The following is a 15,178-nucleotide window of genomic DNA, read 5'->3' as shown; positions in this document are numbered from 1 at the left end:
ACAATCGCGCTGCCCCGGTGGGGCAGGTACGCACGGCACGCCCCTGGGAAGGGCCGGGCCGGGAAACGGACAACACGAACATGACCGCAGAGCACTCCACCGCCGGACACGGCGAGCTGGACGCCGCCGAGTACGCCGAGTTCATGGCGCTCGCCGCCGAAGAGGGGTTCGACCCCGAGGACGTCGACGGCCTCGGCGACGGCAGCCACCTGCCGCTGCCGGTGCTGGCCGTCGTCGGCCGCCCGAACGTCGGCAAGTCGACCCTGGTCAACCGCATCATCGGCCGCCGTGAGGCCGTCGTCGAGGACAAGCCCGGCGTCACCCGCGACCGCGTCAGCTACGAGGCCAGCTGGAACGGCCGCCGCTTCAAGGTCGTCGACACCGGCGGCTGGGAGATCGACGTCCTCGGCATCGACGCCATGGTCGCGGCCCAGGCCGAGCTGGGCATCGAGACCGCCGACGCGGTGCTGTTCGTCGTGGACGCCACCGTCGGCGCCACCGACACCGACGAAGCCCTGATCAAGCTCATCCGCCGGGCCGGCAAGCCGACCGTCCTGTGCGCCAACAAGGTCGACGGCCCGTCCACCGAGGCCGAGGCCGCCTACCTCTGGTCGCTCGGCCTCGGCGAGCCGCACCCCGTCTCGGCCCTGCACGGCCGCGGTTCCGGCGACCTGCTCGACGCCGTGATGGCCGCGCTGCCCGAGGCCCCGCCGCAGACCTTCGGCGACGCCGCCCTCGGCGGCCCGCGCCGCGTCGCGCTGATCGGCCGGCCGAACGTCGGCAAGTCCAGCCTGCTCAACAAGGTCGCCGGCGAGGAGCGGGTGGTCGTCAACGAGGTGGCCGGAACGACCCGCGACCCGGTCGACGAGCTGATCGAACTCGGCGGCAAGACCTGGAAGTTCGTCGACACCGCCGGTATCCGTCGCCGCGTCCACCTGACCGCCGGCGCCGACTTCTACGCCTCGCTGCGCACCTCCGCCGCGCTGGAGAAGGCCGAGGTCGCGGTCGTCCTGGTCGACGCCAGCGAGACCCTCGCCGAGCAGGACACCCGGATCATCACGATGGCCGTCGAGGCCGGGCGTGCCGTCGTCATCGCGTACAACAAGTGGGACCAGCTCGACGAGGAGCGCCGCTTCTACCTGGAGCGCGAGATCGAGCGCGACCTCGTCCAGGTGCAGTGGGCGCCCCGGGTCAACGTCTCGGCGAAGACCGGCCGCCACATGGAGAAGCTCGTTCCGGCGATCGAGACCGCGCTGGAGGGCTGGGAGACCCGCATCCCGACCGCCCGGCTGAACGCCTTCCTCGGCGAGCTGGTCGCGGCGCACCCGCACCCGATCCGCGGTGGCAAGCAGCCGCGCATCCTGTTCGGCACCCAGGCGGGCACCCGCCCGCCGCGTTTCGTGCTGTTCGCCTCGGGCTTCCTGGAGGCCGGGTACCGCCGGTTCGTCGAGCGCCGGTTGCGTGAGGAGTTCGGCTTCGTCGGCACGCCGATCTCGATCTCCGTGCGTGTGCGGGAGAAGCGCAAGAGGAAGTAGTAGTAGTCGTCAGGCAGGTGTGCGGAGGCCCCGCCACCCGGTTCCGAGAACCGGGTGGCGGGGCCTCCGTTCGTTCGACGGCGCGTGGTTCTGCTGGTGCTGGTGCTCGTTGCGGGTGTGGTGCTCGTGGTGCTCGCGCTGTGAGTGCCGCGTGAGGCGTCCCGGGGCGTCGGGCGATCGGCGTGACCGGGGTCAGTGCTGGTCGCCGCTGCGGCCCGGAGGCAGGGAGAGCATGCTCCGGTGGCGACCGCCTGCGCCCTGGCCCGGCGCGTGGCCGAAGCCCGTGCCCATGACCGGCACGGGAGCCGGCACCGGCATCGGGTGCGGGACGGGCCCGAGGTAGCCGGCCGCGACCCAGCCCTGACTGCTCCCGAACTGGGCTGCGGCAGAGGCAGGTTGGGCGGGTACGGGTAGCGGTGCGGCGCCTTGGCCGAACCCGTGGCTCTGGGTGTGGTTGTGGTTCTGGGGGTGGCCCTGGGTGTGGCCGGCGCCCGGTGCGTGGCTGTTTCCGTCGCTGGTGGGGTCGGTGGTGTGGCCGGTTCCCGTAACGCCGGTGTGGCCGTGGTGGCCGGTGTGACTGCTCGGGTTGTTCTGGTTGCCGTGGTCCGCGGAGCCGCCCGCGCCGGAGTGGGCCGTGAGGCCGTGATGTCCGGTCGGGTCGTGCGGGGCGTGGTGGCCGTGGTGGCCGGCGAGTCCCGGGCCGGTCTGCTGGCTCGGCATGAACTGGGGGATGCCGATCGACTGGCCCGCGTACGTCTGGAACGCCTGGTGCTGCGGCGGGTAGGAGCGGTCCGCGAGGACGGGGTAGCCGTCACGGACGGCGAAGCCTGCGAACTTCAGGTTCTCCTCGCCGGAGCGGTCACCCGGCAGGGCGCGGAAGAGGCGCCGGTACTCGGAGTACAGCTCGTCGTAGATCGGCGTCGCCGAGTGCGGGTGCTCGGCGTCGTACGACGGGCGCATGCCCGGGATTGCGCGGGAGGCGGTGGCGGATCGACGGTGGGATGCGGGGACGTCGTAGCTGTACACGCAGGGCCCAACGAGCGAGTTCGCCGGTGGATGCGGGGTCCCCCGGCCCGGCCGGAAGGTGGCCTGTGCCGTGCGGGAGGGCACGTTAGGCGTGGCCCGCGCCGGGCGCGGAGGCAGGGCGCCCGCGCCGGTTGCGCGCCGGTTGCGCGCCGAGTGCGCACCGAGCATGTGCCGGGTGCGCACCTGATCGGGACGGCGCAGCGGTGCGGCGTACGCGCCCGGCGGGCGTGGCGAGGTACGGGCGTGGCGCGACGCGCGCGTGCCGGCCCGCGCCGGCTCGTACAGGTCGGTGTCGGCCGGTGTCGGCCGGTGTCGGCCCGTACGGGCCCGAGCAGGCGGGCCGGGGCCCGGGCGGTGCAGCGGGCGTCCTGCGGGCTGGGGAACGGGCCGTGGTCCGGCGCGGTGCACGCCTCGGGCCCGTTCCCGGATCCGCTCCCGGCCAGGGGCCGGCCCGGGTATCGGCCAGGTCCGGGCCAGGCGTGGGCCAGGTGCGGGCTCAGGTCCCGGCGAGGGGGAGGGAGGCGGCGACCACCTGGCCCAGGGCGACCGCGCGCTCCAGCGCCAGGCGCAGCAGGTCCTCGCGCGGCTGCCGTCCGACCGTTCCGGCCGGGACGGCGTACATGGTCACCTCGCCGAGTTGGTTGGCGGCGAACCGCCAGGCATCGGTCACCTGGAGCGGCTGGTGGGCCTGCCACCAGCCGGTGCTCCCGCCGGCGGCGGCGGGCTGGAGGATCGCGTGCAGCTTGCCCATCGCGACCAGCACCGACCAGCCGGGCAGCTGGTCCGGCGTCTTGTCGAGGTCGGTGACCTGCTGGAAGCCGGCGTCCTGGAGGAGGTCCAGGAACTCGTCCTCGCCGCTGGTGTTGCCCGGGCGGCCGACCGGTCCGGTCGGCTCGACGACCAGCGAGGCGTGGCCGGTGCTGCCGTGCAGCACCAGCCCGCAGGTGATGCCCAGGATGGCGGCCTGGCCGGGGGCGCTCGACGGGCCGGACGGCTCGGGCCGACCGGACTCGGGAGCGGGCGCCGGGGCCGGCTGGGGGTGGCCGGGCGTACCGGCGGGGGCGTCGCCCCGGGCCTGGCTGATGCTGCGGACGGCGCCGACCAGCTGCTCCTCGGAGACCGGGACCACCTGGGAGGGGATGCAGCGGGCGTGGGCGAACGCGAGCACCGCGGTCTCCTCACCCACGAACAGCACGGTGCTGGTGGGCTCCTGGAGGGTGTCGCCGGGCGTGCGGCAGGAGGTGCACTCGTAGCTGTCGGGAGCGTGGGCGCCGCCGAGCAGGCGGTCGGCCTCGTCGTCGCCGATCTCGGACCGGACCTCGTCGCTGACGTCGAGCATGCGCGGCACTTGTTCTCCTTGTGAGGTGTCAGGGGCGTTGGCGGTAGGTGCTGGCAGTGGGCGTCGGCGGTGGTGCCGACGGGGGCGCCGGGGTGGTGCCGGCAGGGCGGGCGGGGTGAATCCGTAGGGGTCGGGCGGTCGGGTCTGTTCGAGCCGGGGCAGGGGGCGGCCCCGGCCGCCCTTACCAACGGGCCCCTGTGTCAGGGGTCACGGGTGGGGGGTGCGGGTGACGGTAATTGCCCCTGATTCGACCGCGGAGCGTGGTCTCGTGCTCGCAATCTGTCGATCTCGATGGCGGGCCTGCCGGAATGAAACTGTGAGGTGGGACACGGGACAGTGATGTTTGATCTAGGAAATGACGGTTAAATCGGACAAATTGGACATGATTACCTGGTAGTTACCGCCGGTAATGCCCGGCTGAGCTGGGCAGACCTCCGAGTGTTTGGATCCCTGGCGGCCGACTCGTAGCTTCATTGGCGGTGCAACGAGCACCACCCGGGTTCACCCCCGACGCACAGCCCGCCGGTTCACCCGGCGCAGGCCGTGCCCGCCGATCGACCGCTCGAACAGGTCGCCGGTGCGTGGGCGGTGGCCGGGGCGGCGCGGTACGTCCGACACGTACCCGGCCGCCCCACGGACGCGGCGAGCGAATCCCATCCCCTTCGAGGGCTTGGTTCCGCATGCCCGCCCGGGGCTGTCGAGAGGAACCTCATGACCTTCCGTAACGAGACCGCCGCTGCCACCACCTCCACCTCCACCGCCACCAAGCGCAACCGCGTCCGGATGGCTGTCGTGGCGGGCGCCGCTGTCGCGGCCCTGCCGGTGGCCGGCCTCGTCACGGCCACCTCGGCCTCCGCCGCCTCCGTCTCCACCTGGGACGCTGTCGCCCAGTGCGAGAGCGGTGGCAACTGGGCCATCAACACCGGCAACGGCTTCTACGGCGGACTGCAGTTCACCTCCAGCACCTGGGCCGCCTTCGGTGGCACCGCCTACGCCTCGCAGGCCAACCTGGCCACCAAGGCGCAGCAGATCGCCGTCGCCGAGAAGGTCCTCGCCTCGCAGGGCCCGGGCGCCTGGCCCGTCTGCTCCGTCAAGGCCGGCCTGACCAAGGGCGGCGCCCCGGCCGCCGTCGACACCTCCGCCGGTGCGACCACCGCCCCCGCCGCGAAGCCGGCCGCGCCGAAGGCCACCGAGGCCCCGAAGCCGGCCGCGCCCAAGGTCACCGAGGCCCCGAAGACCGCCGCCCCGAAGGCTGCTGTCGCCCCGAAGGCCGTCGAGGCCCCGAAGGCTACCGAGACCCCCAAGGCCGCTGCCGCGCCGAAGGCCGACAAGGCCGACAACGTCGCGAAGTCCGGCAAGTCCTGGACCTCGAACGACGCCAAGCAGGTCAACGGTGGCAACTACACCGTCCAGGCCGGCGACACCCTGAGCACCATCGCTGCGGCCAAGGGCATCGACTGGCACGCGCTGTACGACAACAACGCCAAGGTCATCGGCGCCAACCCGAACCTGATCTTCCCTGGCCAGACCCTGACCGTCTGATCCGACGATCCGCTGTCCGCGCCGTAGGCCCGCCCCCGGCCTGCGGCGCCGGACCACCGGCCGTTCCCCCGCCCACCGGGCTGGGGAACGGCCGTCGGCGTTGCGGGCCGGGGGCGGTGCCGTTGCCGTGTCGGGCCCGTGAGGCGGGCGCCCGGAGGCGGCCCGGACGTGAGCCGGATGCGCCGCGGATGCGGCCCGGAAGGTCGGTGCGAGTACACGGAAGGCCGGACCGCCCGGACGCCCGGACGGTCGTACCGATCCGCCATGCACCGCCGGAGGCGGCCTAGGGTCGACTGGTGTGCCATCAGGACAGCTCGGCCCCGTGACGTCCGAGGGAGTGATCGGGTGACCGCCGGAGCACGCGGACCGACCGCGTCCGCCGCGCTTCCCGTCGTCCGCGTCGCCGCCCTGGCCGCCTGCGCCCTCTGCCTGACGGCGGGCACGGCGCTGCTGCCGACCGTCCGGGCCCGGGCCGCGGTCACGGTGGCGGACATGATCTGGGACGAGCTCGCCGCCTGCGAGAGCGGGGGCGACTGGCAGGCCGACACCGGAAACGGGTACTTCGGCGGGCTCCAGATCAGACCGTCGACCTGGGAGGAGGCGGGCGGACTGCGGTTCGCCGACCGCCCCGACCGTGCGACCAGACGCGCGCAGACCACGGTCGGGGAGGAGATCCTGCGCGGGCAGGGCTGGGAGGCGTGGCCGGGCTGCGCCCGCGAGATCGGGATGATCGTCGACCCGGTGGGGGAGCGGTCCCGCGTGGGGGAACGACCCCCGGCGGGGGTACGGCCCCGGCCGGGGTGAGCGGCCGGTGACACGTGCGTGCCCGCTGTCGGATGTGTCGGAGGTGTGGGCGAGGATGGGGGAGTGACCCAGGGCGAGTTCTTCGGCGGCCTCTTCGACCCCGCCTCCGCGCGCGGACGGTCCGAGCCGGCACCGGGCGCGGTGCTCGTCCCCGGCTGGCTCGACGCGGAGACCCAACTGGGGCTGGTGGCGGCCTGCCGCGAGTGGTCCCGTCCGCCGGCGGGCCTGCACTCCGTCCGGATGCCCACCGGCGGGATGATGTCCGTCCGGATGGTCGGGCTCGGCCTGCACTGGTACCCGTACGGCTACTCGCGGACCGCCGAGGACGGCGCGCCCGTCAAGCCCTTCCCGTCCGACCTCGCCCGGTTGGCCCGGCGGGCGGTCGCCGACGCGTACGGCGAGGCCGCCGCCGACATCCCCGGAGCGGTCGGCTACGAACCGGACATCGCGATCGTCAACCACTACCCGCACGGCGCGAAGATGGGCCTCCACCAGGACCGTGACGAGCGGACGGACGCGCCGGTCGTCTCGCTCTCGCTGGGCGACACCTGCGTCTTCCGGCTGGGGAACACCGAAACCCGCACCCGGCCGTGGACCGACCTGGAACTGCACGGCGGCGACCTGCTGGTCTTCGGCGGCCCGGCCCGGTTCGCGTACCACGGCGTGGTGCGGACGCTGCCGGGGACGGCCGACCCGGAGCTGGGCCTGACCGGGCGGCTCAACATCACCGTGCGGCAGTCGGGGCTGTAGCGGACGGTCCTGGGCCCGGGCCGGGCCCTGTCCTGACCTCCGGGTCTGGGCGAGCCCGGGCCCGGCCTTGCCCGAACCCGGGGTCCGCCCGGGGCCGCCACCTGTCAGCCGACCGATACTGTTCGACCTCGTTCGAGTGAATCGGCGAGGCGGGCCCCTGCCCGGGGGAATGTCCCGGCTCGCTGAAGAATTCGAATGAGCTGGAGAATTCGAGAGAACGGGTGACGACAGCCGGACGGAAGACCTCCGGCCGGGTCGGCAGCCCGGAGAGGACGTGTCCCATGGGTACCCCCGTCGACGAGCTCGTCGCACTGCTGGATCTCGAGCAGATCGAGCTGAACATCTTCCGCGGGCGCAGCCCCGAGGAGGCGCTCCAGCGGACGTTCGGCGGCCAGGTCGCCGGGCAGGCGCTGGTGGCGGCGGGGCGCACCGTGGACGGCGACCGGCCGGTCCACTCGCTGCACTCGTACTTCCTGCGCCCCGGGGTGCCCGGCGTGCCCATCGTCTACCAGGTCGACCGGCTCCGGGACGGTCGCTCGTTCACCACGCGTCGGGTGCTCGCGATCCAGGGCGGCCGGTCGATCTTCGCGCTGACCGCAGACTTCCACGTCCCGGAACCGGAGAGCATCGAGCACCAGTTCCCGATGCCCGTCGTCCCGGCGCCCGAGGAACTGCCGAGCGCGCTGGACGAGGTCGGCTCCCGCCTGGGTGAGCTGCCCCCGTTCATCAGCCGCCGCCAGCCCTTCGACATCCGGTACGTCGACCGGCTGCGGTGGACCAAGGAGGAACTGGCCGGCGTCGAGGCCCGCAGCGGCGTCTGGCTGCGCACCAACGGCGCGCTGCCCGACGATCCGCTGATCCACGTCTGCGCGCTCACCTACGCCAGTGACATGACGCTGCTGGACGCGGTCCGCGCGCCCGTCGAGCCGCTCTGGGGTACCCGGCACTTCGACATGGCCTCGCTCGACCACGCGATGTGGTTCCACCGGCCGTTCCGGGCGGACGACTGGCTGCTCTACCAGCAGGAGTCCCCGATAGCCCACGGCGCCCGGGGCCTCGCGCGCGGGGAGATCTACGACCGCAACGGGCAGTTGGTGGTGTCGGTGGTCCAGGAGGGGCTGTTCCGGCGTATCAAGGGCTGATGAGGAAAGGCCGACCCACCTCGGGTGCCACGTGGTGTGCCCCACGTTCAGCGCTCCACGTCTCGCGCTCCACGTCCCGCGGGTTACGTGCGCATGGCCACGTGCTGTCGGACTGTGTGTTCAAGGGCTCATGTGACGGGCGTGCGACGGGCGTACTACAGGCGTGCCAAGCCGCCCGGCAACGGGAATGATCCACCCGGGTGTCGGATGTTTACGGGGGTAACGGAGAACGGACGGCCCGCCCGGCGGGCCCTGGACCGGAATGGGAGGGCGTGCCGATGACGGCGACCGCCGCAGAGGACTGGAAGCACTGGAGCGATCAGCGGACGGCGTCCGTGAGCGCACTGCACGGGCAGCTGTCGCTCACCGGCACGCACTGGCTCGAACCGGATCCCGCCGAGATCCCCGGCCTGCCGGGCCTCTGGTGGACGGACACCGAGGGCATCCGGTTCCGGGCGACGGCCGCCGACGGCCTCACCGTCGCGGGCGCGGAGGCCCCCGTCGACGGTGAGGCGCTGCTCCGCCCGGACACCGACCCGTCGGCGGACACCGCCACCCTGGGTGAGCTGCTCCTGGTGCCGATCGAGCGCGAGGGGGAGCTGGCGCTCCGGGTCTTCGACCCGGCCGCACCCGGGCGGGCATCGTTCGCGGGCATCTCCGCCTACACCTACGCGCCGGAGTGGGCCGTCCCGGCGGTCTTCACCCCGTTCGAGGGCGAGGCCGCCCAGGCGCTGGTGGTCCCGAACGCCGACGGCAAGGAGCGCCGCCTGGCCGTGAGCGGCCGCATCGAGTTCACCGTCGCCGGCGAGCACCGGACGCTGACGGTGAGCCGTTCGGGCAACGGCCTGAGCGGCGTCATCGCCGACGCGACGAGCGGCCGGGACACCTACCGGTTCCGGTTCATCACCCTCCCCGAGCCCGACGCGGACGGGCACACGGTGTTGGACCTGAACCGCGCCTACCTGCCGCCGTGCGCCTTCGCGGACCACTTCATCTGCCCCTTCCCGCCGCCCGGCAACCGCCTGGACTTCGCGGTGGAGGCGGGCGAGAAGCAGGTCCTCACCCGCTAGTCCGTCCACTGGTCCGTCTGCTGGTCCGTCCGCGGAACGACTGCAGTACGTCTGCAGTCGTTCCGCGGACGGTCCTCGGCATCCCCCGCATCCCGTCCGGGCCGCCTGCCGGTCTGCCGGTCTGCTGGTCTGCGGGCCGAACGGGACGCGGGGCGTGGGCCGTGTGGCGTCGGGCTGCGCACCGGCGTGGCCCCGGAGCTGCACCTGACCGCCAAGTCCTGCCGGGCCTTCTTCGAGGCGCGTCTCGCCGAGTCGGGCGCGACCTTCGTCACCTGGACGGTGCTCGCGGCCCGCAAGCTGGAGGGTCCGATGATCCGGCGCGCCCTCGCGCGGTACCTGGGCATCGAGGGGTCGGCCCTGTCCCGGCAGCTTGAGCAGATGGAGCGGCGCGGGCTCGTGGTGCGCCGTCGCATCGACGAGGACCGGCGCGCGGCCACCGTCGAACCGGCCCCCGAGGGGGAGCTGTACGTCCGGATCTCGGCGGTCGCGGTGACCGGTCAGCAGGAGATGTCGAAGGGCCTCGGCGACGCCGGCGTCGCTCAACTGGCCGTTCTGCCGGACCGGATCCTCGGCAACGTCGGAGTCGACTGACCCCGGTCGGTGGTCCCGGAGGAGCGGGGCGGAACATGGGTTTCCGTGTCGACCAATCATCCTGCCAATCAGCCCCCCGCCGACGCGGTCCCGGCCCCCACCCCGGCGGCACCGTCCCCCTCGGCGCCCGCCGACGCCGTGCCGGTCACGGCTCCTGCCGTACCGGTCACGGCCCCTCCGTGGTACCGGCGGGCCGCACGCGGGGCCTTCGCCGACCTGAGCCCGCTGCGCGACAACGCCGACTACCGGCGGGTCTGGTTCGGCCAGGTCGTCTCCTCGGTCGGGCAGCAGATGACGGCCGTCGCCGTCTCGGTCCAGGTCTACGATCTGACCGGTTCGACCTTCGCGACAGGCCTGGTCGGCCTCTTCTCCCTCTTCCCGCTCATCGCCTTCGGCCTCTACGGCGGTGCGATCGCCGACAGCGTCGACCGCCGCCGCCTCGGCCTGATCGGTTCGGCCGGCCTCGCCGTCGTCTCCGCCGTCCTGGCCGCCCAGGCGCTCGCCGGCCTCGGCCTCGTGGCCGTCCTCTACGTCGCCGTCGCCGTCCAGGCCGGCTTCTTCGCGCTCGGCTCACCCGCCCGGTCCGCGATGATCCCGCGCCTCGTCCCCGCCGAACAGCTCCCCGCCGCCAACGCGCTGAACACCGTCAGCATGAACCTCGGCCTCACCGTCGGCCCCATGCTCGGCGGCGTCCTCATCGGCGCCTACGGCGTCCAGTCCGCCTACCTCGTCGACACCGTCGCGTTCGCCGCCACCATCTACGCCATGTGGCGCCTGCCGGCGATGCTCCCGCTCGGCGAGCGCAAGGGCCGGGCCTCCGTCCTCGACGGCCTCCGCTTCCTGCGCGACCAGCCCAACCTGCGCACCAGCTTCCTCGCCGACCTCGCCGCGATGATCTTCGGCATGCCACGCGCCCTCTTCCCCGCCATCGCGGTCACCTTCTACGGCGGCGACGCCCGGACCGTCGGCCTGCTGGTCGCGGCCCCCGCCGTGGGCGCCCTCGCCGGCGCCCTCTTCTCCGGCTGGGTCGGCCGAGTCCGCCGCCAGGGCGCCGCCGTCCTCGTCTCCGTCGTCGCCTGGGGCCTCGCCATCGCGGCCTTCGGCCTCGTCCGCAACCTCTGGCTCGGCCTCCTCCTGCTCGCCGTCGCCGGCTGCGCCGACACCGTCAGCATGATCTTCCGCAACACGATGATGCAGGTCGCCGCCCCCGACGAGATGCGCGGCCGCCTCCAGGGCATCTTCGTCGTGATCGTCGCCGGCGGCCCACGCCTCGGCGACTTCGAATCCGGCGCGGTCGCGTCCCTCACCAGCCCCGCGGTCTCCGTCGTCACCGGCGGCCTCGCGTGCGTGGCCGCCATCCTCCTCCTCGCCGCCCGCCGCCCCGCCTTCCTCCGCTACGACGCCCGCCACCCCACCCCCTGACCCCACCCCCATACCTGGCAGCGAGCACCCCCCGACGTGCTGTATTGTTTTCCACGTCGCCGGGACACCGGCCGACAAGGTCGAGAAACCCGAAGCAGAGTCCCTCAGACTCCGCCCAGGGTCACGAGACCACGGGACGTGGCGCAGCTTGGTAGCGCACTTGACTGGGGGTCAAGGGGTCGCAGGTTCAAATCCTGTCGTCCCGACAGTGATGTCGGAAGGCCGCTGGCCGGGAGAAATCCCAGGTCGGCGGCCTTTTTGCTGATGGTCCGACAGATGATCCACGGCGCTGGAGCGGACGGTCCGTGATCTTGCCAGGGACCAGCCGGGGACCAGAGAGCTTGGGAGTCAGGACCCGCCCATAGCTCACCACAGTCCTGGGATCGCGCGCGCATGAGGGCCTCCGGATCTTGCCCGATCAGCGCGCGTCGTCGGGCGCCCGACGGGTGCGCCGCCGATTCAGGCCCCAGGCCGCCAGCGCGGTGACCAGCGCCACCGCGAGTCCGCCGAGGAACTCCGGCAGCGTGGCCGCCAGCAGCTCCGGAACGCCGCCCGCATGGCTGGCGCATCCCTCGCCGATCGCCTGGACCGTCTCGTTGATCTCTGTCGACATTCGCCGTACGCCTCCGCTGCTCGGAACACCTCACGGCCGCCGTCGACCGCGCAGCCAGCGTGCTTGGCGTGGGCGGTGTCCCCAACCCGTGCTGGGACAGCCTGGGGCAGCCTGGGACCGCTCGGGGCAATCGCCCGCTGGCCGTAGGCCCGATCTGGGAGGATCGCCGGTGTCCCGGGCCCGTCCAGGGACGCGTCTGGGGCGCCCCCGGGGCCGGAGTTCGAGGGAAACAGCGATGAGCGCAACAGCGGGAGACGGTGCCAGTGCCGCGTACGCACTCGGGGCCTTCCTCCGGGCCCGGGCGCAGGAAGCGGGCCTGAGCGCGCGTGAGATTGCCCGCGCCTTCCAGCAGCGGGCCGAGCGGGAGCAGGCGGGGAACGCTGCGGTGCCGGGCGGGTCGGCCGCCCCGGCGAGTGGGATGAACTTCTCGAAGTCGCACCTCGACCGCCTCTTCAAGGGCGGTACCGCGCTGCCGTCCGTCCGGTTCCTCGGGGCCTTCCTGGAGATCACGAGCGCCGCCGCCGGGCTGCCTCAGCATCGCCACCAGGCGCTGTTCCGGGAGGCGACAGAACTGCTGACGAAGGCCCGGCGGCTCAAGGCTCGCCCAGCTGAGCTGTCACAGTCACAGCCGTCACCGGAGCCGCCCACCGCAGCGGCGGCCATCGCCACGCTGCAGGCGCAGCTCGGCCTCGAACGGGCGCATCGCACCGGGGACCGCCTCCGCCGGGAGCTGAGCGACACCCAGGCGCTGATGGGCACGCTGCTGCAGATCATCGACGCGTTGCGGGACATCATCACCGAACTCGATTTCGACCTGTTCGGCGCACCACGCGCCGCCGGGCGGACGGTTCCGCGCTCGCTGGCTGAGCGGCAGCGCACCGAGGCAGTCGAGCACAAGGCGGCGGCGGAGACGGAGTTCGACCGGGTGGACCACCGGCGCCGGGTGCTGGAGCTGCTGTGGGACCAGGCGCAGGGCAACCTGCGGCGGCTGGCTGCACACGCCGACGTCGGGCACCTGGGGCCGCTGCCCGACCCCCCGCCGCTATCGCCCCGGAGCGTCGTCTCGCCAGGCCTCCACGCCGAGTCCGCGCTCGCGGACATCGCGACCGCCCTCGGCCGGGTCCAGGAGTACAACGACGCCGGGGAACAGAAGATAGCCCAACTACGACGCGCCCTCGCGGACGACTCACCGCTGGCCCCCGATGACGAACTGGCGATCCTGGTGTCCGCCACCCGCCTGAGCGACCCGCTCGCCCGCAGCGCCGCACTGCGGACCATGCTGACCGGTTGGGCCCACCACCCGCGCACCCGCGACACCCTTCTGCGCCTCGTCCATGATGATCAGTCGGCCATTCGCCACAACGCGGTCTGGGGCCTGGCGGCCGCTTGGGCAGGGAACCCCGAGGCCCGGGAGGCCGTCATGGCGCTGGCCGGCGACCCCGAGCATCAGGTTCGGCAGACGGCGGCCCTGGGGCTGGCGTATAGCTGGCCGGGTGACCATGTCGCGCGCGACGCGCTGGCTCGGCTCGTTCAGCACAAGGATCCGGAGGTCCGTGAGACGGTGATGCCTGCGCTGGTTCAAGGGTGGCCGTACGATCCAGTGGTCCGTGACTGCCTGATCACCGCTGCCCGCGACAGCGAGGCACTCGTCCGGGCGGTCGCCGCAGAGCTTCTCAACGAGAGCTGGCCCCACGATCGCGCCGCCCTCGGCGCTCTCTACTCTCTCCGTGACGATCCCTCGGAGTCCATCCGTTGGGTGGCCGTGAAGGGGCTCGCGCGCCAGGGCCATACGGTCGCCATCTCTCGCATGACGGACAACGCCATCCTCCAGGCTGCCGAACTGCCGGCTTCCTACCAGGAACTCGGAACTCTGCCGGTCGCCGCGGCGCTGCGCCGGGGAATCGGCTTCCACGAGGGGATCACCGTGCTGGTGGGCGGCAACAGCACCGGGAAGACCCTTCTGTTGGAGGCCCTGGCCCTGTCGATGAACTCGGTGCGCTCCGCGCTCCCCATCGGTAAGCCGAGCTCGGCGAGCCAGGACTTGGCCAAACACCTCCGGATCACGTGGAACGAGCGGCGGACTCCGCATAGTTGCTACTACCTCAGCGACCGGAACGTCCGGGTACTCGACAGCCGAGCTTCCGGGTTCGAGAACTGGCAGGCGAACCTGCGCTCCCTGGCCGAGCCGGACGGTGTGCCAAACCGGGTTGTCCTGATCGACGAGCCCTTCGGCTCTTTGCACCCCGCCGCGGAACGCGCGGTCTTCGACACACTCTCGGGGCTTGCCGACCAGGGCTTCCAGCTGATCATCACCTCAATGCGAACCACCTGGACCACCTTCTCGGCGGCCCGCGTCATCCAGATCGACCGAAGTGCTCACCGCACGGCCTCCTTCGATCCAACGAGGCTCCCTGACGGACCGACGCCGTTGATCTAGGCCGCGTCATACTGATCTTCCGATCGTTGCTCGGCTCTGCCGTTCACCGACGTGCAGTGGGCCATTCGCACGCATCGTGGGCCGGCGGCTCGGGGCGGCCCCGGGGAGGTCCGCGTTCGACTTCACACGAGGTCGCCGGCCTGCCAGCCCGGGGGGACCTTGGGCAGGCCGATCAGGGCGTCGATGGTCAGGTGCTCGGTGAGCAGGGCTTTGAGGTTGCGGCCGTCGATGAGGCGGAGGCGGCCGTTGCGGTGGGCGAAGTCGTAGCTGTCCTTGCCGAACCACGAGGTGGTGACGACGATGCCGTAGCCGGCGTCCTTGTCCTGCATGACGCCCGACATGGCGCGGACGGTGTTCACCGGGACCACGTTCTTGGAGCGTTTGGCCTGGATGGCGAAGCTGGTGGATCCGGTTGGGTCGGCCAATGTCGCGACGGCGTCCACGCCGTCGTCGCGGGAGCCCTGGGTGCGCCAGGTCTCGTAGCCCATGGGTTCGAAGAGTTCGCGGACCAGGCGTTCGAAGTCGTAGGGGTTCATACGGAGCAGGTCGGGCCGGCTGTCGAGGGTGGCTACCACGGCCGTGTCGGTGATGATGCGGTAGCGGGACAGGTCCGCCTCGACGATGGGTGTGACCGGTTCCAGGTCGTGGGGGTGCTTGGAGACGGTGGCGCCGAGCCGGTGGAGGCACTGCTGCGGGTCGAGACGCGGTTCGTCCAGGACCAGTTCGGCGAAGTCCTTGCGTTGGGCGACGACGCTGACGACGCACGCCCGGACGGCCTGGCCGGTCGTCGGATCGGTGGCGTTGACGCGGCCGTTGAGGATGACGGTCTCCACGAATGCTGCCGGTGTGGCGGTGAACGCCTCGTCCAGCGCCCGGAGGGCCAGGCGGGCCACCAGCCGGGCGTAGG

General features: G+C 72.5%; 13 protein-coding genes and 1 tRNA gene. 10 read left to right on the top strand and 4 right to left on the bottom strand.

From position 1 onward, the window contains the following. The first annotated feature begins 80 nt into the window (after positions 1-80). Positions 81-1,535: a ribosome biogenesis GTPase Der gene (der, locus tag PUR56_RS05305; RefSeq protein ID WP_329882810.1), complete on the top strand. Its 1,455-nt coding sequence runs from the start codon at positions 81-83 to the stop codon at positions 1,533-1,535. Positions 1,536-1,727: 192 nt separating this feature from the next. Here the strand turns inward: der and PUR56_RS05300 are convergent, their stop codons facing one another. Then, on the bottom strand, positions 1,728-2,495 hold the full coding sequence (locus PUR56_RS05300) for a hypothetical protein (protein WP_329948056.1): 768 nt from the start codon (positions 2,493-2,495) through the stop codon (positions 1,728-1,730). A gap of 562 nt (positions 2,496-3,057) precedes the next feature. Further along, the gene (locus PUR56_RS05295) at positions 3,058-3,909 is read right to left on the bottom strand and encodes a hypothetical protein (protein WP_329882811.1); all 852 of its coding nucleotides are present in this window, start codon (positions 3,907-3,909) and stop codon (positions 3,058-3,060) included. 702 nt (positions 3,910-4,611) lie between these two features. On the opposite strand from PUR56_RS05295, the gene PUR56_RS05290 reads away from it, so the two are divergent. The 8 genes from PUR56_RS05290 to PUR56_RS05255 all read left to right on the top strand — a co-directional run bounded on the left by PUR56_RS05290 (position 4,612) and on the right by PUR56_RS05255 (position 11,427). After that, positions 4,612-5,442 carry a transglycosylase family protein gene (locus PUR56_RS05290; RefSeq protein ID WP_329948039.1) on the top strand — a complete coding sequence of 277 codons (831 nt, stop codon included), beginning with the start codon at positions 4,612-4,614 and terminating at the stop codon, positions 5,440-5,442. A gap of 345 nt (positions 5,443-5,787) precedes the next feature. Next, entirely contained in the window at positions 5,788-6,246 is a 459-nt protein-coding gene (locus PUR56_RS05285; protein ID WP_329948038.1) for a transglycosylase family protein, read from the top strand. A 63-nt stretch (positions 6,247-6,309) separates the two neighbouring features. Further along, a complete protein-coding gene (locus PUR56_RS05280; RefSeq protein ID WP_329948037.1) occupies positions 6,310-6,996 on the top strand; it encodes an alpha-ketoglutarate-dependent dioxygenase AlkB family protein in 687 nt (228 codons plus the stop codon). Between the two features lie 281 nt (positions 6,997-7,277). Continuing rightward, positions 7,278-8,138: an acyl-CoA thioesterase gene (locus PUR56_RS05275; protein ID WP_329882815.1), complete on the top strand. Its 861-nt coding sequence runs from the start codon at positions 7,278-7,280 to the stop codon at positions 8,136-8,138. A 278-nt stretch (positions 8,139-8,416) separates the two neighbouring features. Further along, on the top strand, positions 8,417-9,208 hold the full coding sequence (locus PUR56_RS05270; protein ID WP_329948036.1) for a DUF1684 domain-containing protein: 792 nt from the start codon (positions 8,417-8,419) through the stop codon (positions 9,206-9,208). 186 nt (positions 9,209-9,394) lie between these two features. Continuing rightward, on the top strand, positions 9,395-9,799 hold the full coding sequence (locus PUR56_RS05265; RefSeq protein ID WP_329948035.1) for a MarR family winged helix-turn-helix transcriptional regulator: 405 nt from the start codon (positions 9,395-9,397) through the stop codon (positions 9,797-9,799). Positions 9,800-9,937: 138 nt separating this feature from the next. Next, the gene (locus PUR56_RS05260) at positions 9,938-11,221 is read left to right on the top strand and encodes an MFS transporter (RefSeq protein ID WP_443034437.1); all 1,284 of its coding nucleotides are present in this window, start codon (positions 9,938-9,940) and stop codon (positions 11,219-11,221) included. Positions 11,222-11,353: 132 nt separating this feature from the next. After that, positions 11,354-11,427 (top strand) — tRNA-Pro (locus PUR56_RS05255). Between the two features lie 212 nt (positions 11,428-11,639). Here PUR56_RS05255 and PUR56_RS05250 read toward each other — a convergent pair. After that, a complete protein-coding gene (locus PUR56_RS05250; RefSeq protein WP_329948034.1) occupies positions 11,640-11,834 on the bottom strand; it encodes a hypothetical protein in 195 nt (64 codons plus the stop codon). A gap of 235 nt (positions 11,835-12,069) precedes the next feature. On the opposite strand from PUR56_RS05250, the gene PUR56_RS05245 reads away from it, so the two are divergent. Further along, on the top strand, positions 12,070-14,271 hold the full coding sequence (locus PUR56_RS05245) for a HEAT repeat domain-containing protein (protein WP_329948033.1): 2,202 nt from the start codon (positions 12,070-12,072) through the stop codon (positions 14,269-14,271). 122 nt (positions 14,272-14,393) lie between these two features. Here PUR56_RS05245 and PUR56_RS05240 read toward each other — a convergent pair. Continuing rightward, positions 14,394-15,178: restriction endonuclease (locus tag PUR56_RS05240; RefSeq protein WP_329948032.1), on the bottom strand; the 785-nt coding region annotated here is incomplete at its 5' end.

The sequence above is a fragment of the Streptomyces sp. BE303 genome, from assembly GCF_036290945.1.
In the GTDB taxonomy this organism is placed as follows: domain Bacteria; phylum Actinomycetota; class Actinomycetes; order Streptomycetales; family Streptomycetaceae; genus Kitasatospora.
The sequence above is the reverse complement of the archived record's forward strand: the minus strand, read 5'-3'. Positions and strand labels throughout refer to the sequence as shown.